This is a genomic window from Candidatus Amarolinea dominans (genome assembly GCA_016719785.1).
Lineage (GTDB): Bacteria > Chloroflexota > Anaerolineae > SSC4 > Amarolineaceae > Amarolinea > Amarolinea dominans.
The window spans coordinates 125,310-145,981 of sequence record JADJYJ010000020.1; the positions used below are offsets into that span (position 1 = coordinate 125,310).

22 protein-coding genes and 1 pseudogene are annotated in these 20,672 nt (G+C 66.4%); 19 read left to right on the forward strand and 4 right to left on the reverse strand.

Going from position 1 to position 20,672, the window contains the following annotated elements; all coding sequences use genetic code 11:
* Positions 1–106: 106 nt before the first annotated feature.
* Genes IPM84_19655 through IPM84_19665 form a run of 3 tightly spaced genes read left to right on the forward strand, consistent with a single transcriptional unit; the run spans position 107 to position 4,101 of the window.
* On the forward strand, positions 107–1,627 hold the full coding sequence (locus IPM84_19655; protein MBK9094936.1) for a caspase family protein: 1,521 nt from the start codon (positions 107–109) through the stop codon (positions 1,625–1,627).
* A gap of 36 nt (positions 1,628–1,663) precedes the next feature.
* Entirely contained in the window at positions 1,664–2,791 is a 1,128-nt protein-coding gene (locus tag IPM84_19660) for a caspase family protein (GenBank protein MBK9094937.1), read from the forward strand.
* The gene (locus tag IPM84_19665; protein MBK9094938.1) at positions 2,788–4,101 is read left to right on the forward strand and encodes a hypothetical protein; all 1,314 of its coding nucleotides are present in this window, start codon (positions 2,788–2,790) and stop codon (positions 4,099–4,101) included. The genes IPM84_19660 and IPM84_19665 overlap by 4 nt, the downstream gene beginning before the upstream one ends.
* A 104-nt stretch (positions 4,102–4,205) precedes the next feature.
* Here IPM84_19665 and IPM84_19670 read toward each other — a convergent pair whose 3' ends face one another.
* Positions 4,206–4,409, reverse strand: a complete 204-nt coding sequence (locus tag IPM84_19670) for a hypothetical protein (protein ID MBK9094939.1) — start codon at positions 4,407–4,409, stop codon at positions 4,206–4,208.
* Between IPM84_19670 and IPM84_19675 the strand changes: the two are divergent.
* The 9 genes and pseudogenes from IPM84_19675 (at position 4,394) to IPM84_19715 (ending at position 14,469) form a co-directional block, all read left to right on the forward strand.
* Positions 4,394–4,576: pseudogene (locus IPM84_19675) on the forward strand (hypothetical protein). The gene IPM84_19670 and the pseudogene IPM84_19675 sit on opposite strands and share 16 nt — an antisense overlap.
* Positions 4,577–4,636: 60 nt before the next feature.
* A complete protein-coding gene (locus IPM84_19680; protein ID MBK9094940.1) occupies positions 4,637–7,801 on the forward strand; it encodes a tetratricopeptide repeat protein in 3,165 nt (1,054 codons plus the stop codon).
* Between the two features lie 165 nt (positions 7,802–7,966).
* Positions 7,967–8,137: a hypothetical protein gene (locus tag IPM84_19685; GenBank protein MBK9094941.1), complete on the forward strand. Its 171-nt coding sequence runs from the start codon at positions 7,967–7,969 to the stop codon at positions 8,135–8,137.
* A gap of 84 nt (positions 8,138–8,221) precedes the next feature.
* Positions 8,222–8,503: a hypothetical protein gene (locus IPM84_19690; GenBank protein ID MBK9094942.1), complete on the forward strand. Its 282-nt coding sequence runs from the start codon at positions 8,222–8,224 to the stop codon at positions 8,501–8,503.
* A 12-nt stretch (positions 8,504–8,515) separates the two neighbouring features.
* Entirely contained in the window at positions 8,516–8,812 is a 297-nt protein-coding gene (locus IPM84_19695; GenBank protein ID MBK9094943.1) for a hypothetical protein, read from the forward strand.
* Positions 8,706–9,521: a hypothetical protein gene (locus IPM84_19700; GenBank protein MBK9094944.1), complete on the forward strand. Its 816-nt coding sequence runs from the start codon at positions 8,706–8,708 to the stop codon at positions 9,519–9,521. The genes IPM84_19695 and IPM84_19700 overlap by 107 nt, the downstream gene beginning before the upstream one ends.
* Before the next feature lie 16 nt (positions 9,522–9,537).
* Complete coding sequence (locus IPM84_19705; protein MBK9094945.1) at positions 9,538–10,923, forward strand: carboxypeptidase regulatory-like domain-containing protein; 1,386 nt, start codon at positions 9,538–9,540, stop codon at positions 10,921–10,923.
* A gap of 794 nt (positions 10,924–11,717) precedes the next feature.
* Complete coding sequence (locus IPM84_19710; GenBank protein MBK9094946.1) at positions 11,718–12,983, forward strand: hypothetical protein; 1,266 nt, start codon at positions 11,718–11,720, stop codon at positions 12,981–12,983.
* A gap of 58 nt (positions 12,984–13,041) precedes the next feature.
* Complete coding sequence (locus IPM84_19715; GenBank protein MBK9094947.1) at positions 13,042–14,469, forward strand: CHAT domain-containing protein; 1,428 nt, start codon at positions 13,042–13,044, stop codon at positions 14,467–14,469.
* Between the two features lie 308 nt (positions 14,470–14,777).
* Here IPM84_19715 and IPM84_19720 read toward each other — a convergent pair whose 3' ends face one another.
* From IPM84_19720 to IPM84_19730, 3 genes are all read right to left on the reverse strand, one after another.
* Entirely contained in the window at positions 14,778–15,146 is a 369-nt protein-coding gene (locus IPM84_19720; GenBank protein ID MBK9094948.1) for a hypothetical protein, read from the reverse strand.
* A gap of 124 nt (positions 15,147–15,270) precedes the next feature.
* Complete coding sequence (locus IPM84_19725; protein ID MBK9094949.1) at positions 15,271–15,714, reverse strand: DUF2442 domain-containing protein; 444 nt, start codon at positions 15,712–15,714, stop codon at positions 15,271–15,273.
* An 11-nt stretch (positions 15,715–15,725) separates the two neighbouring features.
* Positions 15,726–15,992, reverse strand: a complete 267-nt coding sequence (locus IPM84_19730) for a DUF4160 domain-containing protein (protein ID MBK9094950.1) — start codon at positions 15,990–15,992, stop codon at positions 15,726–15,728.
* Positions 15,993–16,200: 208 nt separating this feature from the next.
* Between IPM84_19730 and IPM84_19735 the strand changes: the two genes are divergently transcribed.
* The 7 genes from IPM84_19735 to IPM84_19765 form a co-directional block, all read left to right on the forward strand.
* Entirely contained in the window at positions 16,201–16,377 is a 177-nt protein-coding gene (locus tag IPM84_19735; protein MBK9094951.1) for a hypothetical protein, read from the forward strand.
* A 266-nt stretch (positions 16,378–16,643) separates the two neighbouring features.
* Positions 16,644–17,147 carry a hypothetical protein gene (locus tag IPM84_19740; protein ID MBK9094952.1) on the forward strand — a complete coding sequence of 168 codons (504 nt, stop codon included), beginning with the start codon at positions 16,644–16,646 and terminating at the stop codon, positions 17,145–17,147.
* A 118-nt stretch (positions 17,148–17,265) separates the two neighbouring features.
* Entirely contained in the window at positions 17,266–18,081 is an 816-nt protein-coding gene (locus tag IPM84_19745; protein ID MBK9094953.1) for an SUMF1/EgtB/PvdO family nonheme iron enzyme, read from the forward strand.
* Positions 18,014–18,271 (forward strand): SUMF1/EgtB/PvdO family nonheme iron enzyme, encoded by a 258-nt coding sequence (locus tag IPM84_19750; protein ID MBK9094954.1) that lies wholly within the window; start codon positions 18,014–18,016, stop codon positions 18,269–18,271. Before IPM84_19745 ends, IPM84_19750 begins: the two co-directional genes overlap by 68 nt.
* Positions 18,268–19,110 carry an SIR2 family protein gene (locus IPM84_19755; GenBank protein ID MBK9094955.1) on the forward strand — a complete coding sequence of 281 codons (843 nt, stop codon included), beginning with the start codon at positions 18,268–18,270 and terminating at the stop codon, positions 19,108–19,110. The genes IPM84_19750 and IPM84_19755 overlap by 4 nt, the downstream gene beginning before the upstream one ends.
* 278 nt (positions 19,111–19,388) lie before the next feature.
* Positions 19,389–19,889 carry a hypothetical protein gene (locus tag IPM84_19760; protein MBK9094956.1) on the forward strand — a complete coding sequence of 167 codons (501 nt, stop codon included), beginning with the start codon at positions 19,389–19,391 and terminating at the stop codon, positions 19,887–19,889.
* A partial coding sequence (locus IPM84_19765) for a hypothetical protein (GenBank protein MBK9094957.1) occupies positions 19,886–20,672 on the forward strand: 787 nt, incomplete at its 3' end. The genes IPM84_19760 and IPM84_19765, both read left to right, overlap by 4 nt.

Sequence of the window (20,672 nt, forward strand, 5' to 3'; positions counted from 1 at the left end):
CCACCGAGACATTGGTCGACTGTCGAAAGCATACGAACGCTTCCTGGCTCTGGAGATCGGCCCTATGCCCAGGCCCATCTCAGTTTTGGGCGGGCGTTCCTGGCCCATGGCGGCTGGAACAAGCCATCGCCGCACTGACAATGGCCGCGAACCAGGAGAAGAAAACCCCCAGGCCTTGCTCGCCCTGGGAAAGGCCCAGGTCGCGGCCAGGCAGTACGCCGCGGCCCGCGATACATTTCGCCGGCTGCTGGCGCACCCATCGTCCGCGGCGTCGCCGCATGTTCAGAGCCTCATCGAGCAGGCTGATGAACTAACCAACCTTCACCGCCACGCGTTGGTCGTGGGGATTGGCCGGTACCTTAGCCCAGATATGCGACCCCTCTCCGGTGCAGCGAACGACGCCTGTGCCATGCGGGACGCGCTCGTTCAGCGGCTGGGATTTCAGCCCGAGAACATCGTCCTGCTGCTTGACGAGGAGGCGACCCGAGAGCGAGTGATGATGGAGTTTCGCACCCTGGCAAAGAAAGCAGAGCATGAGCCGGCGCTCTTCTACTTTGGCGGCTATGGCAGCACCCAGTTTGAGGTACGCTCGGAACGGCGCTTTCGTACCCGTACCCTGGTCTGCACCGATAGCCGCTCCGAAAACGTGGGCGAACTCGGGTTGATGGAGCTTGCTCGCGAGGCCGCCTTGGCACAGCACCTGGTCTCGATTGCCGACATCAGCCAGATTGAACAGCGCGATGTCACAAACTCTCCCGCGACACGCTCCGCATTTGCAGTTGTGCCGCTCGATGCTCCTGACATTGACAAAGGAGACTGGGCATTGCTAGGCAGGGCCTCGGTGTATGCACAAGGTGCGTTCGAACGGCAGAAGTTCTCTGGTGAATCGCTAGGGCGGGAACACGGTGGCTGGACCTCTGGTCTCTTGCGGGTTCTGGAAAGATCTGATCCAAATAGCCTCACCTACCGCAGCTGGGTCGCGGTGGCGCAGACGGTGGAGCTTGCCAACTCCATGGCGGAGCCTGTCCTCCTTGGATCAGTGGACGAGCGGCCCTTCGATCTCAAGCCGCAGCGCGAAGCAGTTCTCGCGACTGCCACCCGCATCGAACTGGATGCCGTCTATCGCGCCATCGAGCTGCTCACGCGCCAGATCGGTGAGCGCCAGCAACAAGGCGCGATCCACCCCGACGGCTGGCTCAACCTGGGCGTGGCCTTCGGCGTGGTGGGCGACTATGAGCAGGCGTTGGCTGCCCTGGAAGCCGCTGTTGCCGCAACAACGCCGGCCAAGATGGAAATGAACCAGGTGGCCGCGCACGACGTCACGCCAGAGGAGATCGCACCGGAGATCAGCTATCATCTGGGTCGCCTGCTCCTAGCCGCCCAAACGGACTATGGCCGCGCCGTGAGCGAGCTGCGCAAGGCAACCCGGCAAGACCCCGGCAACGCGCGCGCCTGGTATTATCTGGGCCAGGCCATCCGCGAGCGCATCCGCCGGGAGACCCTAGCCGAGGTCGAAAGCGCCTTCTTCGCCTATCTCGCCGCCGGCGCGCCGGTGGGCCATCGCAGCGAAATCGTGGGATTCCTGCACGAGCGTGCATCGAGCAAGACCGAACTGCCTGCGCGGTAATTGTATCGTGCAGTATGCGCACTGCGGGAGGGGGACATGGTAGATCTTGTTGAAGATCAGCTCGAGAACGCCGATGGTTCGACACGGGCGGTGCTCGTGAATCCTTCCGGCGGCTATCCGGTGGACGCTCTCCAGCAGCAGTTTGAGCACAGCCTGGCGGTGATCATCGGGATCAACGCGTACAAGTTCCCGCAGAAAGTGCGGATGCTGCACACCGCACGGCCTGACGCCGCACAACTCGCCGCCCTCCTGCAGGACGATCGCCGCGATCCGCTCGACCGCTACGAGATGGTACCGATGCCGCTGTATGACGAGCAGGCGACCGGCGACGCGCTGCGCACGCTGTTGGAGAAGACGCTCCCGGCTCGCGTGCGAGAGTGCGGCCCGAAGACGCGCGTGCTTTTCTATTTCGCCGGCCATGGGGACGCCGATGCCAGCACGCGCAAGAGCTTCCTCTTCCCGCAGGACGCCGACCCGGACGACGAAGGCACCCTCCTGCGGATGGACTTCGTCCAGCAGGCTCTGGCGGATCTCCCGTGCCAACATGTTCTGATCATCCTCGATTGCTGCTCGGCCGGCGCCCTGCCCACCGCCACCGCGGAAGCCGTCCGCGGCCGCGGGGGGCGCCCCACGCGCGTCTACTGGGAATACCTCAACCGTTTTGTCGGCGCTCGGACCCGCCAGGTCATCACCTCGGCCGGCGCCAGGCAGCAGGCGGCGGACCGGTCCAGCTTTGGGCGCTATCAACTAGGGCAGCGCGAGGGCGATGACCAGGAGCATTCGCCCTTTGCCCAGGCGTTGTTCGAAGCCCTGGACCCGGATAACCACCCGAACACCTGGGGCCGGCCGCCCGGACGGGACGGCGTCGTGACGGCCACCGAGCTCTATCTCCACGTCGCCGAGGCGCTCGCTCAAGGGCGTGCCAGACAGACGCCGGGGATCTGGACGCTGATCGGCAAGGGCCATGATCAGGGCGAATATATCTTTCTACTGCCGGGCGCGCAGGTGACGCTGGAGCCGGAGCCCGATCTCAGCGACCCGAAGAACAACCCCTGGCCCGGCCTGCGTCCTTACCGGGCCGAGTATGACTACCTGTTTGCCGGCCGCGACCAGGAAATCGGCGAGCTGGCGCAGCGAGTTGCCTCACACCCCTGGTCGCCGTGATCGGCCCATCGCGCGTCGGCAAGACCAGCCTGGTGCAGGCCGGGCTGTTGCCGCGGCTGAAGCGCACGTCCGAGCGCCCGACGACCGCCGGCGAGAAGCGTTGGCGCGTCCTGCCGCCATTTCCGCCGGGCCAGGACCCGCCGGTCGCTGCCGGCCAGGACGCGCTGGCGGCCCTGGACCGGTTCCTTGCCGCGCACCTGGCCGGCGCCGAGCCACAGGCAACCGCCGAAGCGCTGGGGCAGGCTGACGTCGGCCCGACCGCCCGGGCCGCAGCCTGGGCCCAGGCCCACCTGGGGCAGTGCCTGCTGCTGGCGATCGACGCCGATGCGCTGCTGTTCAGCCGGACTGAGCCGGAGGAACGGGTTCGTTTCTGGGCGCAGTTGGCCGCGGCGGCGCAACAGGACACGCTGCACCTCGTCCTCACAGTGCGCAGCGACCGCTGGTATGTCGGGGACGCGGCGGATGGTGACGCAAACGCGCCTGTGCTGCCATCGGCAGACTGTTACCCGCTTGCGTCCATGGAACGCGATGCGCTGCGCCAGGTGATCGAGCAGCCGGCCGCACAGCAGGGGTTTTCCTTCGCCCCTGCCGGAGCATTGGTGGATGGGTTGCTGGATGCAGTAGAACATCAACCCGCCGCGCTGCCCCTGCTCAACGAAACCCTGCTGCGGATGGTCCGGCAGTACATCGATCGGATGCAGCGGCGGCGCCTGCCGGATGACAATACGCTGACGGCGGAAGATAACCTGGCCCTGGGAGGCGTCAACGGCGTTGTCGCCGACCTGGCGAACACGTATTACGAGGGCTTACCCGCCGATGACAGGCAGGCCATGCAGCACGTGCTGCTGCGGCTGGTGGATGTAAATGACAGCAACCAGATCGTGCTGCGCGACCCGGTGGAGCAGGCCGAGTTCCATTACGCCGACCCGCTCGCCACGGCCCGCGCCGCGGCGGTGATCGCCGGGCTGGCCGAACAGGGCCTGGTCGTGATCAGCGCCGACGCCGAGGGACCCCGCTGCGTGCAACTGGGACACAGCGCCCTGATCGACACGTGGTCGGAACTGCGCGGGTGGCTGGTGGATAGCAGCCAACAGTGGGGCTTGCAGCGAGACTTGAGAGGCCAGGTCGGGCGCTGGTTGGCGGACAACAAGGAGAAGACCAAGCTGTGGCACGCCGATCCCAAGCTGCCGCAGGTGGAGGAGACGCTATGGCCGGCGGGCCGCAGGCGCGAAGGGCTGCAGGAACGTCTTCGTTGGGAGAAGCGTATTGTTCCCCGAAGAAAGAAGCGCCCGCGCCGGATGCCTGGGTAAACGGGGCCGAACTGGAGTTCGTGCGGGAGAGCGTGCGCGAGCGTTCCGGGTTTCGACAGAAGCTCTTTGGCGCTGTGACAGTGTTCGTTGTTGTCGTCTTCTTGTTAAGCGGGCTGGCCTTGTGGCAACGGGGGGTTGCCCTTGAGAATGAGAGGATCGCGCTGGCGAAACAGGCTGTAGCTGAACGCGAGGCCCGCCGCGCCCTGGCTGAAAACCTGGCGGGGCAGAGCCAACTCCTGATACGTGCAGAAAATCGGCCCGGCGACCTGGCCCTCATCCTGGCCCGGGATGCCTGGCTGACCGATCACACCGTCAACGCCGACCGCGCCTGCGCAACGCCCTGGGCAGTCCCCACTGGCGGCGGACCTTCCCGCCCACAAGCAGGCGCCACCAGGGGGCAGTCCACAGCGCTGTCTTCAGCCCCGATGGGCAGTGGATCGTCTCTGGGGGCGCGGATGGGACGATCCGCACCTGGCGCGCCTCCGACCTGGAACCGCAGCAACTTCTGTTCGGCCATGACGGGTGGGTCAATTCGGTGGCGACCAGCCCGGATGGGGCGCAGATCCTCTCCGGCGGGGAGGACGGCACGGTGCGGGTGTGGGATGTGGCCAGCGGCCAGCAGACCGGCCGCCTGGAGGGCCATGCCGGGCCTGTCTATTCGGTGGCGACCAGCCCGGATGGGGCGCAGATCCTCTCCGGCGAGTCTGACGGCACGATGCGGGTGTGGGATGCGGCCAGCGGCCAGCAAACCGCACGCCTGGACGGCCATGCCGGGTGGGTCTGGTCGGTGGCGTATAGCCCGGATGGGACGCAGATCGTCTCCGGCGGGGATGACGGCACGGTGCGGGTGTGGGATGCGGCCAGCGGCCAGCAGACCGCACGCCTGGACGGCCATGCCGGGACTGTCTTGTCGGTGGCGACTAGCCCGGATGGGGCGCAGATCGTCTCCGGCGGGGAGGACGGCACGGTGCGGGTGTGGGATGCGACCAGCGGCCAGCAGACCGCCCGCCTGGACGGCCATGCCGGGAGGGTCAATTCGGTGGCGTATAGCCCGGATGGGGCGCAGATCGTCTCCGGCGGGTATGATGGCACGGTACGGGTGTGGGATCCGGCCAGCGGCCAGCAGACCAACCAACTCGAAGGCCATGCCGGGAGTGTCAGTTCGGTGGCGTACAGCCCGGATGGGGCGCAGATCGTCTCCGGCGGGTCTGACGGCACGGTGCGGGTGTGGGATGCGGCCAGCGGCCAGCAGACCGCCCGCCTGGAGGGCCATGGCTGTGATGAACATGGTTTCTGTGGTGTCAGGTCGGTGGCGTATAGCCCGGATGGGGCGCAGATCGTCTCCGGCGGGTCTGACGGCACGGTGCGGGTGTGGGATGCGGCCAGCGGCCAGCAGACCGGCCACCTGGAGGGCCATGTCGGGTGGGTCTGGTCGGTGGCGACTAGCCCGGATGGGGCGCAGATCGTCTCCGGCGGGTATGATGGCACGGTGCGGGTGTGGGATGCGGCCAGCGGCCAGCAGACCGCCCGCCTTGAGGGCCCTGCCGGGAGTGTCAGGTCGGTGGCGTATAGCCCGGATGGGGCGCAGATCATCTCCGGCGGGGAGGATGGCACGGTGCGGGTGTGGGATGCGGCCAGCGGCCAGCAGACCGCCCGCCTGGAGGGCCATGCCGGGAGTGTCAATTCGGTGGCGTATAGCCCGGATGGCGCGCAGATCGTCTCCGGCGGGTCTGACGGCACGGTGCGGGTGTGGGATGCGGCCAGCGGCCAGCAGACCGGCCGCCTGGACGGCCATGCCGGGTGGGTCTTGTCGGTGGCGTATAGCCCGGATGGCGCGCAGATCGTCTCCGGCGGGTCTGACGGCACGGTGCGGGTGTGGGATGTGGCCAGCGGGCTGCAGACCGCCCGCCTGGAGGGCCATGCCGGGAGTGTCAATTCGGTGGCGACTAGCCCGGATGGCGCGCAGATCGTCTCCGGCGGGTCTGACCGCACGGTGCGGGTGTGGGATGCGGCCAGCGGCCAGCAGACCGCACGCCTTGAGGGCCCTGCCGGGACTGTCTTGTCGGTGGCGACTAGCCCGGATGGGGCGCAGATCGTCTCCGGCGGGGAGGACGGCACGGTGCGGGTGTGGGATGCGGCCAGCGGCCAGCAGACCGCCCGCCTGGAGGGCCATGCCGGGTGGGTCTTGTCGGTGGCGTACAGCCCGGATGGGACGCAGATCGTCTCCGGCGGGTATGACGGCACGGTGCGGGTGTGGGATGCGGCCAGCGGCCAGCAGACCGCCCGCCTGGAGGGCCATGACGGGAGGGTCTATTCGGTGGCGACTAGCCCGGATGGGGCGCAGATCGTCTCCGGCGGGTATGATGGCACGGTGCGGGTGTGGGATGCGGCCAGCGGCCAGCAGACCGCCCGCTTGGAGGGCCATGCTGGGTGGGTCAATTCGGTGGCGTACAGCCCGGATGGGGCGCAGATCGTCTCCGGCGGGGAGGATGGCACGGTGCGGGTGTGGGATGCGGCCAGCGGCCAGCAGACCGCCCGCCTGGAGGGCCATGCCGGGAGTGTCTGGTCGGTGGCGACTAGCCCGGATGGGGCGCAGATCGTCTCTGGCGGGTATGACGGCACGGTGCGGGTGTGGGATGCGGCCAGCGGCCAGCAGACCGCCCGCCTGGAGGGCCATGCCGGGTGGGTCAATTCGGTGGCGCATAGCCCGGATGGGGCGCAGATCGTCTCCGGCGGGGAGGATGGCACGGTGTGGGTGTGGGATGCCGCCAGCGGCCAGCAGATCGCCCGCCTGGAGGGCCATGGCGAGCCTGTCAGGTCGGTGGCGACTAGCCCGGATGGGGCGCAGATCGTCTCCGGCGGGGAGGACGGCACGGTGCGGGTGTGGGATGCGGCCAGCGGCCAGCAGACCGCCCGCCTGGAGGGCCATGGCTGTGGATTTGGTGGTTGTGGGGTCTTGTCGGTGGCGTACAGCCCGGATGGGGCGCAGATCCTCTCCGGCGGGCATGACGGCACGGTGCGGGTGTGGGTGTGGGATGCGCCGCAGCGTTTGCTGTTGCAGGCTGTGGCGCGCATTTCGCGACCGGCGCCGATCTTGACTGCCGCCGAACGCCGGCAGTTTGGCGTCGGCACGGAGGTGGAGCTGCCCGGCCAGGGCCGCCTAAAACCGCTCATGGACCAGGCCCAGGCGCTGGCGTTGGTCGAGCAAGGGAAGGCGCTGGCGCGCGCCGGGGATCTCCCGGCAGCGGTCGAGGATTTCCGAGAGGCGCTGCAGCTCGACCCGAAGCTGAGAATCAAACCCGAAGCGCTGGCGCAGCGCATTCTGGACAATCAAGAACAAGCGCTGCGCTTCGCCAATGCCAGCCTGGCCGCCGACCCGAACGCTGCCGCCAAAGACTGGAGAGACCTTTGCTGGCTCGGCGCCACCTGGAATCATGCCTCCCTGGTGCTGGACGCCTGCGAGACCGCGGTCAAGCTGGCGCCCGACGATGGCGATAACCGCGACAGTCGCGGCCTGGCGCGGGCGTTGTCGGGGGATGTGCAGGGGGCGATCGAGGATTTCGAATTCGCGCTGGCGCAGGCGAAGGCCAACCGCTGGTCACCCTATCAGATCGCCACGCGCACGGCGTGGATCAAGGCGCTGCGGGCCGGTCAGAACCCCTTCGACGCGGCGACGCTGGAGCGGCTGAGACCTGAGTGAGTGCACCGCTCATCCTGCTAAATATGGAGGCTCACCCATGACCATCACCACCTACCGCAACTTCGACCTCCTCATCACCCGCGCGGGCGCGCGCTACCGTGCCTTTGTGGTGGACGCGCCCGCGGGCGAGGCCAGCGTCGTCTTCGGCCTGCCGAGAGTGAACCCATGACCACCACTGCCAAGCCTATCATCTTCCTCGCCTTCGCCAACGACCGCAACGACCGGGCGCGCTACCTGCGCAACCTGGCGGAGGAGGCGCGGCAGGTGCAGCGGGCGCTGGTTGCGGCGGAGGGGCGCGGCCACTGCGAGCTGGTGCTGCGCCCACGCTGGCCCTGAACAGGGGTTCTGAGTTTAGACAAATGATATTGCATGCATAGAATATGACGATAGACGACACTAAGAGCACATGAGACCATGACGATGTCGAACAAGACTATCGGGCCGGCGGGCGCTCGCCTGCTCACGACGTTGGCAGAGCGCGACCGGCCCATCTTCTCGGTGGCCGAAGCCCAGGCTGTGATCGGCGGCGACTATGGCGCAGTGGTGCAAACGCTGCGCCGGTTGGGTTGTGCGTTTGACGGCTGGCCGCTATGCCATGATGCCGCTCTCCTCTCCCTGATGCTGGGCGGCAAACTAACACAGACCATCGAAGCTGTGCAGAGCATCCCGGTGTTTGTGCGCAAGTTCAGTTGGGATCAGTAGACGGAGGAACATATGACCAGTAAACTCGGCTTTTACCTGCACTCGTCGCAGGACAACCACGGCCTGTGGGGCCTCTTCGAGCGCATCAAGCCGCCGGTGATCCTGATCCACCTGGAGGCCAAGAACGACGACCTGCTGCGCCAGATGCGCGAGTGGCGCTCGCCGGACACCTTCGTGGTGGGTCGGCTGGGGATGGACCGCGATGAGCAGCGGCGCTACCTGGACGACCGGATCCGGTCGCCGCGGCCAGCGGTTGGCGGACAAGATCTTCAACCAGGACCGCAGCTTCCTGCTCAAACGCTATCCTGACCAGCCGGGCGGCCGGCTGCTGGTGGACGCCTGGATGAGCCTCAACGAGCCGATCGAAGGTCCATCGTGGGAGGGGGCAGCGCAGCAGGATGACGCGTGGCATCGTACGAACCGGGAGCAGCACCGCCGCTACGATCTGTTGCAGGTGGCCTTTCGCCGCCGGTTGCGCGATTACATCTCCGACGTCGAGGCTGTGGCCTTCAACTTCGGCGCGGGCAACTTCAAGCAGGCGCAGCAGTATATCCAGTTGTATCCCGAAACGCTGGGGGAATACACTTATCTCGGCTTCCACGAGTACGGCTGGCCGGCCATGGCCAAGCACCTGACCCAGCGACCGGTCAAAACGGACGCCGGCCTCTTTCCGGCCATCATGCAGGGGCTGCGCGCCGACCCCAAGTACGGCAATCGGCACCAGGCCATCATTACTGAGGCTGGCCTGGCGCGGGCGCATCTGCATGCGGGCAGCACGGCGGGCGACGTTGGCTGGCTGAACACGGTCGAGACGGTGAGTCAGGAGGAGTACTGGAAGTCGCTGCACTGGTACAACGACCTGCTGCGCCAGCATGAGGCATACGTGCTGGGCGCCTGCCTCTACCAGGTGGGGTGGATGGACGACTGGAAGTCGTTCCGCCTGACCGGCGACGACAACCAGGGCCGGCCGATCGAGATCATGAATTGGATCGCAGATCCATCACAGGCGCCGAAATGAACGGAGGGTCAATCTGATGAATATCATGCTGCGCGGTCGAGTTCTCAACGACATCGGCTTTCCGCTCGATGGAGCCACAGTGTCTCTGTTCGGTAACACAACGATCCTGGGGAGCGATCCCCGCGCGACGACAGCCAACCAGGAAGCGGTTTCCTGGACGCGATCAGCGCGCGGGCTGACCGGCACATTGCGGGGTATCTGGCTGGGCCTCATCGCACCGACCACTGGCGGCATCACCTGGGAGGAGTTTCGCACCCAGGTGGTGCATGTCAATCCCTCTCTGGAATCCAGCCGCGGCCGCTTCGAACCGGATCGGCTCTATCTGCTGCCGGAGAACCGACATGCCGATAAGGACAAGATTGTCTGGGATCGGACCATAACCGGTTTTGGGGGCGACCGGTGGACGTGCTGGCAGCGGTATGTACAAGGCAAGGTAGTTGGCCTGAGCTGGCGAGAGTTCCGGCGGGAGGTGCTGGAGCGCAACGCAGATCTGGCGGCCGATGGCGGGATGTTCCAGGCTGAGAAAGCCTACCTGCTGCCGCACAACATCGGGCGGGACGAGTACGTGCGAGTGGAGTACACGGGCAGGACGGGCCGCTTCGTGTTCGGCGATCTCGCACCGGGAACCTACCGGCTTGAGGTGCATGTCGAGGGCTATGAGCCGTGGGCACAGACCATCGTCGTGGACGGCGAACTGAAGCTGGCGGTCCATCTCAAGCACTTGAAGGTCGTTCCAGCCAAAGGCCTCCCGGTCTCGCCCCTGGGCATCCCACTCGTGCAGGTGCGGGGCAGCGAGTTTGTGTTGGAGAACCGCGCCTTCCGTTTCATTGGCGTTAACCTGCGAGGTCTGGTACACTACGGCACGGACAAATTCCCCTACGCAAATGCCCGACAGCAGCCCAAAGGCCAGCGATATGGGCGCGTGGCGCGGGTCTTTCTGCCTGTGGACAACGTGAACTGGCGCGCCACCAACCATATCGAAGACCGGCTCGAGGCGCTCCTCCAGATGATCGAGAAGGACTTCCGGCACATGTACCTGATCGTGTGCCTGACCAACCTCTATAACGATACCCACTTCAAGGTGTTCGGCGACGACGAAGGGGATCATGAGGATCGCTGCTACTCTGTCGCCTGGAACAATAAGAAGCTCCTCGGCAGGAAGTGGTTTACGCAGCGCTATGACGAGAACTATTTGAAGTTCGTGCAGAAGGTCGTGCCGCAGTTTAGTCAACGCGCGAGTATCATGGCCTGGGAGCCGGGCAACGAGCTGAAGCTTGATCACCAACCGACGGAGTTCGTCAATTTCATGCTGAAGGTGGCCGGGAGCGCAAAGGTTGGCGCCCAATCAACTGGTCACCACCGGGATGATCAGTACGCAACACGCGTACATGGATCCGGATGACCCGAATCGGCGTGCCGAGCGGCTGCGGCTGTTGAGCTCGCCTTTCTTCGACTTCATTACCGTGCATTCCTACAACGGTGTCAATGAACATAAAGAGGAAAGCGATGCCCAACTGGCGCTGTCGCTGAATCCCCCCAAGCCCATCATCGTGGAGGAAGCGGGCTTCGTTTCCGGCCCGGAGGCCCTGAAGGAAGCCGCGCGCGACCCCAAGTTTCACATTCCGGCCTGCGCTGCCGGCGGCAGGCGGCGGGACTGCGTCGAAAAGGACATGGACAAATGGTTCAACCACTTGCAGGCCCGCGGTTACATGCAGTGGGGGTTCATGGAAGGCTTCGACAACAACGATGGCGACGGATTGTCGGGTATGGATTGGGTGATCCACGGCAAGGAGGATTGGGATGAGTTGTTCGATCTTTACCAGAAGCGGTCAGCGCTGCTGGCAAGCCAGGCCGGGCCGGTCGTTGGGCCTATGAAGCCGGATGGCGGCGGGCACGGCAAACCAATCTTGGCCATGAATCCGATCAAAATTCAACCGGGCCAACAAGCCACGGTGATCGCCGCTGACGGCGTCAAAGTGCGCCGCAGCCCAGGTCGCATCAACAAACTGGCCGGCGACGTCCTGACCGCCTTGCCCGCGGGCACGCCTCACCATCCTCGACGGGCCGAAGCCGATGGATGGGCTGACGTGGTGGGCAGTAAGCTGCGTGACCGCAGGCCAGACCGCGCGCGGGTGGGTCGCACAGGCCGACGGCGACGGCACGCCGTTGATTGCCGTTTGACCGGGAGTAAATCAGATGGTCACAAAGTGGACGATCCTCACCTACATTGCCAGCCACAACAACCTGGAGGAGCTGGGGCAGGAGAGCTTGCAGCAGATCGCAGCCGTGGGCAGCAGCCCGGAGGTGATCCACGGCGTGCTCGTGGACAGCAGCATGGGCGCGGATCGCATCCTGGTCGGGAAACCGGGGAAGCTCAAACAGGCGGAACACCTGGCCCAGTTCGACTCCGGCGACCCGGACCGGCTGATCGAGACCGCGGCCTGGCTCTTCCGGCAGCATCCGGCCGAGCGCTATGGCCTGATCCTGTGGAGCCACGGCACGGGCTGGCGGCCCGAGGAGATCGAGAGGATCGGCATCGAGTCCCACGGCGCCGGCCACATGACCGCCGGCGCAGCGAAACGGGTCGCGGGACTCAGCAACCCGGTGCTCTTTCGTTCCACGATTGCGAAGATGCTGGCGTCCACCAAGCCATCGGAACGAGCCGTGCTCTTCGATGATGGGACCGGGCATTCGCTCGACACGGTGGAGCTCGAGCGTGTCGCCACCCGTATCGGTGAGATGCTTGGCCAGCCGCTGGAGTTACTCGGCATGGACGCCTGCCTGATGGCGAGCCTGGAGGTTGCCTATCAGGTCCGCCGCTCCGTGCGCTACTACGTCGCCTCCGCGGAGCTGGTGCCGGGTCATAGCTGGCCGTATGGCCTCATCTTCGGCGATCTGGCAGAACATCCGGAATGGACGGGCGCCGACCTGGGCCGGGCCGTTGTCCGCCATTACACCGACTTCTATCGCGCCCACCCCCCGCGCGCGGGCGATGTGACCAAAGTGGCATTGAACCTGGCCGGCGTTGACACGCTGGCCGCCGCGGTGGGCAGATTGGCCGCCGCGCTTGCCGCCGACATCGCCGGGCAAGCGCCGGCTGTGTGGCAGGCGCAGACCGCCGCCCGGCGTCAGGAGACCAGGGAAGGCGGCCGCGGCCTGAGCAAGTTCGACTATCACCTCTGGGACATCGGATCGGTGGCACGGCGCCTGGCTGGCTCGAGCTCGGCCCCGGTGGCCGCAGCCAGCCAGGCGGTGTTGACTGCGCTGCGGCCGGGCGGCCCGGCCGTGCTGGCCGAAGGCCACGTCGGGGACTGGTTCGACGGCATCGGCGGCGTTTCCTTCTACCTGATGCCGCCCGGCGGTGGGAACCGGCTCTCGCCCTACTATGATCAGGTGGCCTTTGCGCAGCCGCCGCTGCGGTGGCTTGATTTCTTGCGGGCCTATCATGCCCACTATGCGTGAAACGAGGCTGCGCAACTCAATGAAACCAGCGGAGCTATCACCCCGGCAGGAGGAAGCCGTGCAACTCAAAGACATGATCTATCACGATATGACCATCGAGGTCGCAGAAGCCACCCGCACCCGCGCCGAAGACCGCCGCATGATCGGCCGTTTCAAGGTGCGGGTGTTCGCATCTCCGGCCGGTGAGATGGCGCCCGACCAGGCTGTCCCCGTCGAGTACGACGATGGGGAGCTGCAGCAGGCCCTGCGGCAGCTTGATACGCGCGAGCTGGACCGGGCCGGCCTGATCGCGCTGGGCCGCACCCTGGCGCTGCTCCTGCTGCCGCCCGGCCCGGCGGGCGCGGAGGTCGGCGTGCGGGAACTATTCGCCGGCAGCCTGAAAATGCTCGGTCCCGACGCCGGGCTGCGGCTCCGGCTGCGCCTGCCCCATCAGCTCGCCGCCATCCCCTGGGAATACCTGTACGTGGATCGGGCGGGCGGCGGCGATGGCATGGACGGCTTCCTGGCCCTCGACCCACGCGTGGCGATCGTGCGGCACGAGGCGTTGGCGGTGCCCGTTGCGGCGACGAAAGCCGGGCCGATCCGCCTGGTGGCGGCGTTTTCAGCCAACCCCGACTTGCCCCCGCTCAACCTGGGCCAGGAGATCGCCAATCTGAAGGCTGCGTTGGATGCCCAGGCTGGAATCGAGCAGACGATCATCGAGAACGCGGCCCTGGCCGACATTCAGAATGCGATCCAGCAAGGCGCGGCGATCTTTCATTTTGCCGGGCATGGCATCTTCAACCGTAACCAGATGACCGATGCGCCGGGCGTCTATTCCGGCGCCGGCCTGTTGGCCCTCGACGATCAGTTCGTGGATGCGGAGCAACTGGGCATCAACCTGCGCGGCCACAGCCTCCGCCTGGCGGTGCTTGCCGGCTGCGAGACCGGCCGCCGCGATGGGATCAACGTCTGGAGCGGGGTCGCGCCCAGCCTGGTGAAGGCCGAGATACCGGCCGTGGTCGCCAACCAGTACAGCATCCGCGACGACTGCGCGATTGCGTTCAGCCAGCAGTTCTACCGGGCGCTGGTCGGCGGGCTGCCGGTCGAGGCCGCAGTGACGGGCGGTCGCATCGCCGCGTACAACGCCGACAAGGAGGGCCGCGACTGGGGCGTGCCGGTGCTCTACCTGCGCGCGGGAGACGGCCAGCTCTTCGCCGGCTCGGAGGACGCCGAGGTGCGCGCACAGGCCCGCAAGGGCGCCGAAGTGGACGTGAACCTCCGGGTCAAGGAGGTCGCGGCCGGCGGCGAGGTGCTGGGGGCCAGGGTGCGCGAGATGCTGCAAGGCAAGCTCAGCGTGACCGTGGGCGTCTCCGGCACGGTCTATGGCAAGGTGGTGGGCGCAACCTTCGATCGCATCGGCGGCGGCAGCGCCAGGGTGGACATGGACATTGACACCGTCGGCCAGGGCGGCAGCGCCACCGGCGTGGTGATTGACTCGTTGTGACGCAAGCCGCTGGCTTGCGCCGCATGAGTGGACACACGATCACCACACCCCATCAGGAGTCGCCGCATGAACGCAGAAGAGCCACCGCGCAAAGCGAAACCAGATCGGCCGGCGCCGCAGGCTCAGGCCCCGGTGACTGTCGGCTACGCCAACGGCATCCCGCGGCTGACCACCGCGGTCAACGAGGTCACACGGCTGGCGGATGCAGCCCCAGGGGGATCCAATAGCGGCGCATCTGTAGAAGTACGGGGCGATTCATGCGTAGGGTTTCAAGCAGAGGTTAGCGGCAGCGGTGGTTCTGCCTGCTGCTAGAGGAACAACATGGTCAATAGTGTATATCTGGCGCGCGCCTTCAACAGGGCCACTTCGTCAGTCTGGGCCAAGAGATCATCCAGGCGAGCCGCCTGGTCAGGCGCAAGCGGGCCGCTGCGGTTCGCTTCGAGCAAGGCCTGGAGGACTGTCTGGCGCCCCGGCGCCACAACCGCGTCGGCCAATGTGCGCAGCTCGGACCGGCTGAGGCCAGGAAGCGACTCAAGGGCTGGTCTTTGCTCAGGGTTTGGCGTTGTGCGCAGCAGCGATCGCAGGCCCCTGAGTAATTCAGCCGCCAGTTCTACCTGGTCGTCAAGTGGCATGCGCCTGGCTGAAGCCAGGACCTCTCGGTAGGAGATAGCCGTCATGCGAGTTCTCCTTCCTGGTTCTGATCGTCATTTCGTTGGATTGTACCTACAAGTATTAGGACTGTCAATCTGTGTCCGCACGGAAGCAGCGACCACCTTTGAGGAGCTATGGCACACCGGCTGTTCAGTTCTGACCAGGCTTCTCCCCGGGTTTCACATCGGCGCTATCTGGGAACCGGTCAGCGTCGTAAGGCTCTCGATTCGCCTCGGCGACCTTCTGCAGCACGCGGTCGAACCGCTCGCGGCTACCCTGCTCGCCGTAGTCCGCTGCCCAACGTTGCCGGCGGCGCTGAATGATGGCGTCAACGTGCCGGGGCCAGTCGTACAGGACATTGGGGTCAATGTCCGCCCCGTTGGGCCAGACCAGCGTGCCCAGGTCGGTGTCTACCCTGACCTGCCTGAACAGATGCAGATCGCGCAGCGGGCCGAAGAGAGGCCCCAGGAGTATCGGTTCGAAGTCAATGGTGCGTTCGACGCCATCGTCGAAGCGCACATTCAAGACGTAGTTCTTGACAAATGTAAAATCGGTCACGTCATGCAATGAGGTTTCGTCAAGTATCTGGTTCATACACTGCCCCTTCAATCCAGGCCCTTGATGTGACGCAGTGTGCCTTCCTGCACCACCCGATCCCAGTTTTCGAGCAGCTCCTCCTGATGGAGCTCTGCCCAGGCCAGAATCAGATGTTGCTGGCGTCTCGGCATGGCGCCAACCAGCAAAGCGGGCGGGTCAATCGTAAGACTGGCCCGGTACTCACCGAAGCGTGCGTGAAAGTGCGGGTGTTGATGCGTGCCCGTTTCGTAATACATCGTGATGATGATTCCAAAAAAGCGCGATACCTCGGGCATGGTCAGATGACTCCTTATCTATGGGAGATTATACTGCAAAGGTATAATGAAGGCAATACGACCTGTTATGCCCGTGCTCGTCGCCGAGCATGTGTTTGGTCCGGCCAAGGAGGCGCAGCAACCATGATCCCTTTCATCCATATCAGCCCCAGGCGCGCTGACCGCGGGGAGTGCATGACGCAGCGTGGCCTTCAGCCTGGACGGCCGGATGCTGGCTTCGGGCAGCGGCGACAACACCATCATCCTGTGGGACGTCGCCCCGCGGTCGTGGATGACGCGCGCCTGCCGCATCGCCGGCCGCAACCTCAGCCAGGCCGAATGGCAGCAGTACATGGGCGACCGGCCCTACCGTAAGACCTGTCCCGACCTGCCGGCCGGCGAGTGAGGGTGTGCATGGGCGGGGTATTTGGATCACGAAGACTCGAAGCGCCGCGAAGTACACGAAGCGCGAAGGCGCTCGCCGTGGCGGGGGTCTTCGTGGGCTTCGCGCTTCGCGGCCTTCGTGAGACTTCGCGGCTTCGTGATCCAAACGCTTCCGGGCTCCAAACACCACCCGCCACACCCTGCATCTGTCCCATATGGCTCGACGGCGAGCGAACCAGCCGGAAGCAACGCATCGAGTTGTACCTGACCTGATCACGAGGATAGCGCATGACTAAGAGCAGCCCAGATCCCACGCCTGACCCGCCCTCCACGCGTATCGAGGTCACGCAGCACACCGGCACGATGACCGGCGGTCAGGTCATCGGCGCTCAAATCGGCCAGGCCACCGCCCAGCGCGACCTGATCATCCAGATCCAGACCATCCACGGCCGCGCGCTGACCGCGGAGGAGGCGGCGAAGGCCGCGGCCGACCTGGAGCTGGAACTGCTGGTGCAGGGCGTGCGCGGGCTGGCGGGCCGGCTGGCGGTGCTGCACGCGGAGTCGGGCGCGGGCAAAAGTTCGCTGCTGCAAGCCGGCCTGCTGCCGCGCGATTACGATGTGATCTACCGGCGGCGCGATCCGTTGCTCGGGCTCGCAGGGACCCTGCAAGCGACGCGCTGCTCCTGCCCGGCACGCATCGCCGAGGACCTGGCGCCCACGCTCCAGGTCTTGCTCAGCAGGATGTGGTGCGAGACAGAGACGCCACACATCCGCCCAAGCCCTTGCGCATAATCGCCGAAAGAGTTATACTTGCTCACGTTTGGTTCGATTCTTGCGGTAAGCGATGCCCACCTGAGCTTGCAGGAGGATCAACTCCCCAGGACCGGAACGCACCAGGAAAGGGTCACCCGTGGACGAAACACTTCCCATCACTTCATCAGACGACAGCGCGATCAAGCGGGCGTCCAGGAGCACCGACATCCATGTCGGTGTCACGGCCGACATGGTGCAAGACAATGCCCGCGTGACCGGCATCGCCGTGGGCGCGATCCAGGGGCCAGTGACCATCAACGTCACCGGCCCTGCGGTTGACCTGGCGGCCATCCGCCGCGCGGCGGTCCAGGCGCTCCTGCAGCCGGTTTTGGACCTGCGCGACTTCGAGCCGGTGACGATACCCATCCCCGGTGGCCCGTTCCGCATGGGCCGCGCCGACCCGGCCGCGCCGGTGTGGGAGCGCTCATGCACCGTGAACCTGCCCGACTACCGCATCGGCAGGTACCCGGTGATGGTGCGTGAGTATGCCGCGTTCATCACGGATGTGAAAGCCCAGCCCGCGCCCTCCGGCTGGTTCAACCGCGAGCCGCCGGCCGGCCTGCTGGATCACCCTGTGACCAACGTGAGTTGGTGCGACGCCGTGGCTTATTGCGCCTGGTTGAGCGAGCAGTGTAAGCCTCGCCGCTACGTCTTGCCCAGCGAGGCGGAGTGGGAGAGAGGCCCCCACCCCTCCCCCGCGCGCGGGGGAGGGGCTTTCACCTCGCTATCCGTGGGGCGCGGAGTGGGCCGAGGGGCGGTGCAATGCGGCGAGCAGCGGGACGACCGCGGTGACGGCGCATCCGGCTGGCGCCAGCGGGTATGGCGTCGAGGATCTGCTGGGCAACGTGCAGGAGTGGACGCGCTCGCTGTGGGGCAGCCAGCCCGGCCAACCCGATTTCGGCTATCCCTATGACCGCAAGCACGGCCGCGAGATCATCGCCCCGACCAAACTGCCCGCGCAGGCACGGCTGGTGCATCGCGGCGGGTCGTTCAAGTCGCAGCCGGCCGATCTGCGCTGCACCGCGCGCGGCAACGCCCTGCCCGACAGCCGCATCGCCTGGCGCGGGTTTCGCGTCGCCATGATCCTGGAGGAGCCAACATGAAAGACCTGCGCCAACAGCGCCAGACCCGCCCCGGCCTGACCGACAGCATCAAGAGCGGCCTGGCCGTGCCGATCCTCAGCGATGAGGCGATCTTCGACCTGGTCCTGCCGGGCCATCCGTCGCTGGCGGAGGCGTATGCCGAATACACCGGCTACCCGCTGGACGACCGCGACAACCTGCCGCGTATCGCCAAGTTCTGCAAGCTGAACCGCCAGCGCGAGGCGGTGCAGACCGGCGGCGACTTCACCCACAACGACCTGCGCGCCGACTTCTGCGACTTCGTCAAGAACTTCATCTATGCCCAGGCCGAGGCGCACGGCGCTGACGCCGATCTGCTGGCGGAAGCCGAGGCGCGGTTCGCCGCCACCACGGTGACCGGGTTCGCCGGGGTGCTGGGCTATCCCAGCTTCGACCGCGGCCCCGATGATCCGCTGCAGGTGCTGGCCAATCTGCCCTTCCGCGTCCTGCTGACCACCAGCCCCTACACCTTCCTGGAGGCCGCGCTGGTCAGGGCCGGCAAGACCCCGCGCAGCACGGTGATCCGCTGGCGCCAGGACCTGCGCGACCTGATTGATCCGCGCATCGCCGATGTGCCCGCAGGGCGGGAGCCGGGGGATTTCCCGCTGGTCTGCCACCTGTTCGGGCTGGAGAGCACTTCCAGCTCGCTGGTGCTGACCGAGGACGACTACCTGGAGTTCCTGGTGGACGTGAACCTGGGCCGCGGGGACGATAAGCGCGACAGCGTGCCGGCCCAGGTGCGCAAGGCGCTCAGCGGCGACCTGCTGGTGCTGGGCTTCAGCCTCAACAGTTGGGCCTTTCGCGCCTCTACGCCGGGCTGATCAGGTCGGACGACGCGCGCGCCGAGAAGCGCGGCATCTGCGTGCAGTTGCCGCCCAGCGAGGCCGAACGGGCCTATCTGCACGACTACCTCCAGCGCGAGGCGCGCTTCGAGGTGGATTGGCGGACGCTGAGCGCCTACGCCGCGGGATTGCCGCGGGTCTGATCGGGAAATCATGTAGACCACGTGCAAAGGAATCGAGCCTTCAGGCGGTCAGACCGGCTAAAGCCTCGATTCCAATCTGCGAGCTTCATTTGTGTCCCCTGGAAGAGGAACGCTATGCCCACCACCGACACCCCCACCAACCCCTACGTCGGCCCGCGCACCTTCACCGCGGCCGACCGCAAGCGCTTCTTCGGCCGCGAGACGGAGGCGGCCGGCCTGCTGGCGCGCGTCGTCTCCGAACGGCTGCTGCTCTTCTACGCCCAGTCGGGCGCGGGCAAAAGCTCGCTGATCAACGCCCGCCTGATCCCGCAACTGCGTGAGGAGGAGGGGTTCAGCGTGCTGCCCGTGGGCCGCGTGGCGGGTCAGCTTCCGGCCGGCGTGGCGCAGGTGGACAACATCTTCCTCTTCAACCTGATGGCCGGCCTGGATGGGGGCGGGGGCAGCCCGGCGCAGTGGGCGCACCTGGGGCTGAGCGAGTTCCTGGAGCGCCTGGTGACAGACGATGGCTTGGCCTGGCGCTACGACCCGGCGGCCGCGACCGAGCCGGCCCCTGCACGGGAGAAGCGGCGCTCCCGGTTGCGGACGCGGGGCCGGCCCCGCGCTTCGCCCTGGTGATTGACCAGTTCGAGGAGATCATCACCGGCCACCCTGACCGCTGGCGCGAGCGGGAGGGCTTCTTCCGCCAGCTCGACGCGGCGTTGCAGGCCGATCCCAATCTCTGGGTCGTGCTGAGCCTGCGCGAGGACTACGTGGCCGCGCTCGACCCCTACGCGCCGCTGGTCTTCAACCGGCTGCGCGCCCGCTTCTACATGGAGCGCATGGGCGTGGCCGCCGGCCTGGAGGCCATCCGCAAACCGGCCGAGCTGGCTGGCCGGCCTTTTGCCGAGGGTGTGGCCGAGCAGTTGGCCGACAACCTGCGCCAGGTGCGCGTGGCCGGGCAGAAAGGCACGGTCGCCGGGCAGTACGTCGAGCCGGTGCAGTTGCAGGTGGTCTGTTACCAACTATGGGAGGGGCTGAAGGGAAGGGAGGAGGGGGAGCGTAGCAGCAAAGCGGCGACGGGGGAGCGACGTGCGATTACCTTCGAGGATCTGGAGCGGGCTGGGGATGTGGACCGGGCGCTGACGCAGTTCTACGAGGAGACGCTGGCCGCGGCGCTGGCGGACCCGGCCGCGGCGGGGGTGAGCGAGCGGCAGTTGCGGGCGTGGTTTGACGGGGATCTGATCACCGAGACCGGGACGCGTGGGCTGGTGCATCAAGGTGAGCGCGAGACCGGCGGCCTGCCCACCGCCGCAGTGCGCGCCTTGCAGCACCGCTTCCTGGTGCGCGCCGAAGCCCGCGGCGGGGATACGTGGATCGAGCTGGTGCATGACCGGTTCGTGGAGCCGATCCGGGCCAGCA

Bases quoted from the DNA above. Each gene is read 5' to 3' on its own strand.
- IPM84_19660 (MBK9094937.1), top strand. From the start codon at position 1,664: ATGGTAGATCTTGTTGAAGATCAGCTCGAGAACGCCGATGGTTCGACA.
- IPM84_19710 (MBK9094946.1), top strand. From the start codon at position 11,718: ATGGTCACAAAGTGGACGATCCTCACCTACATTGCCAGCCACAACAAC.
- IPM84_19760 (MBK9094956.1), top strand. From the start codon at position 19,389: ATGCCCACCACCGACACCCCCACCAACCCCTACGTCGGCCCGCGCACC.
- IPM84_19700 (MBK9094944.1), top strand. From the start codon at position 8,706: ATGAGCAGCGGCGCTACCTGGACGACCGGATCCGGTCGCCGCGGCCAG.
- IPM84_19755 (MBK9094955.1), top strand. From the start codon at position 18,268: ATGAAAGACCTGCGCCAACAGCGCCAGACCCGCCCCGGCCTGACCGAC.
- IPM84_19725 (MBK9094949.1), bottom strand. From the start codon at position 15,714: ATGAACCAGATACTTGACGAAACCTCATTGCATGACGTGACCGATTTT.
- IPM84_19690 (MBK9094942.1), top strand. From the start codon at position 8,222: ATGTCGAACAAGACTATCGGGCCGGCGGGCGCTCGCCTGCTCACGACG.
- IPM84_19685 (MBK9094941.1), top strand. From the start codon at position 7,967: ATGACCACCACTGCCAAGCCTATCATCTTCCTCGCCTTCGCCAACGAC.
- IPM84_19730 (MBK9094950.1), bottom strand. From the start codon at position 15,992: ATGCCCGAGGTATCGCGCTTTTTTGGAATCATCATCACGATGTATTAC.
- IPM84_19695 (MBK9094943.1), top strand. From the start codon at position 8,516: ATGACCAGTAAACTCGGCTTTTACCTGCACTCGTCGCAGGACAACCAC.
- IPM84_19740 (MBK9094952.1), top strand. From the start codon at position 16,644: ATGACTAAGAGCAGCCCAGATCCCACGCCTGACCCGCCCTCCACGCGT.
- IPM84_19705 (MBK9094945.1), top strand. From the start codon at position 9,538: ATGAATATCATGCTGCGCGGTCGAGTTCTCAACGACATCGGCTTTCCG.
- IPM84_19735 (MBK9094951.1), top strand. From the start codon at position 16,201: ATGCTGGCTTCGGGCAGCGGCGACAACACCATCATCCTGTGGGACGTC.
- IPM84_19720 (MBK9094948.1), bottom strand. From the start codon at position 15,146: ATGACGGCTATCTCCTACCGAGAGGTCCTGGCTTCAGCCAGGCGCATG.
- IPM84_19655 (MBK9094936.1), top strand. From the start codon at position 107: ATGGCGGCTGGAACAAGCCATCGCCGCACTGACAATGGCCGCGAACCA.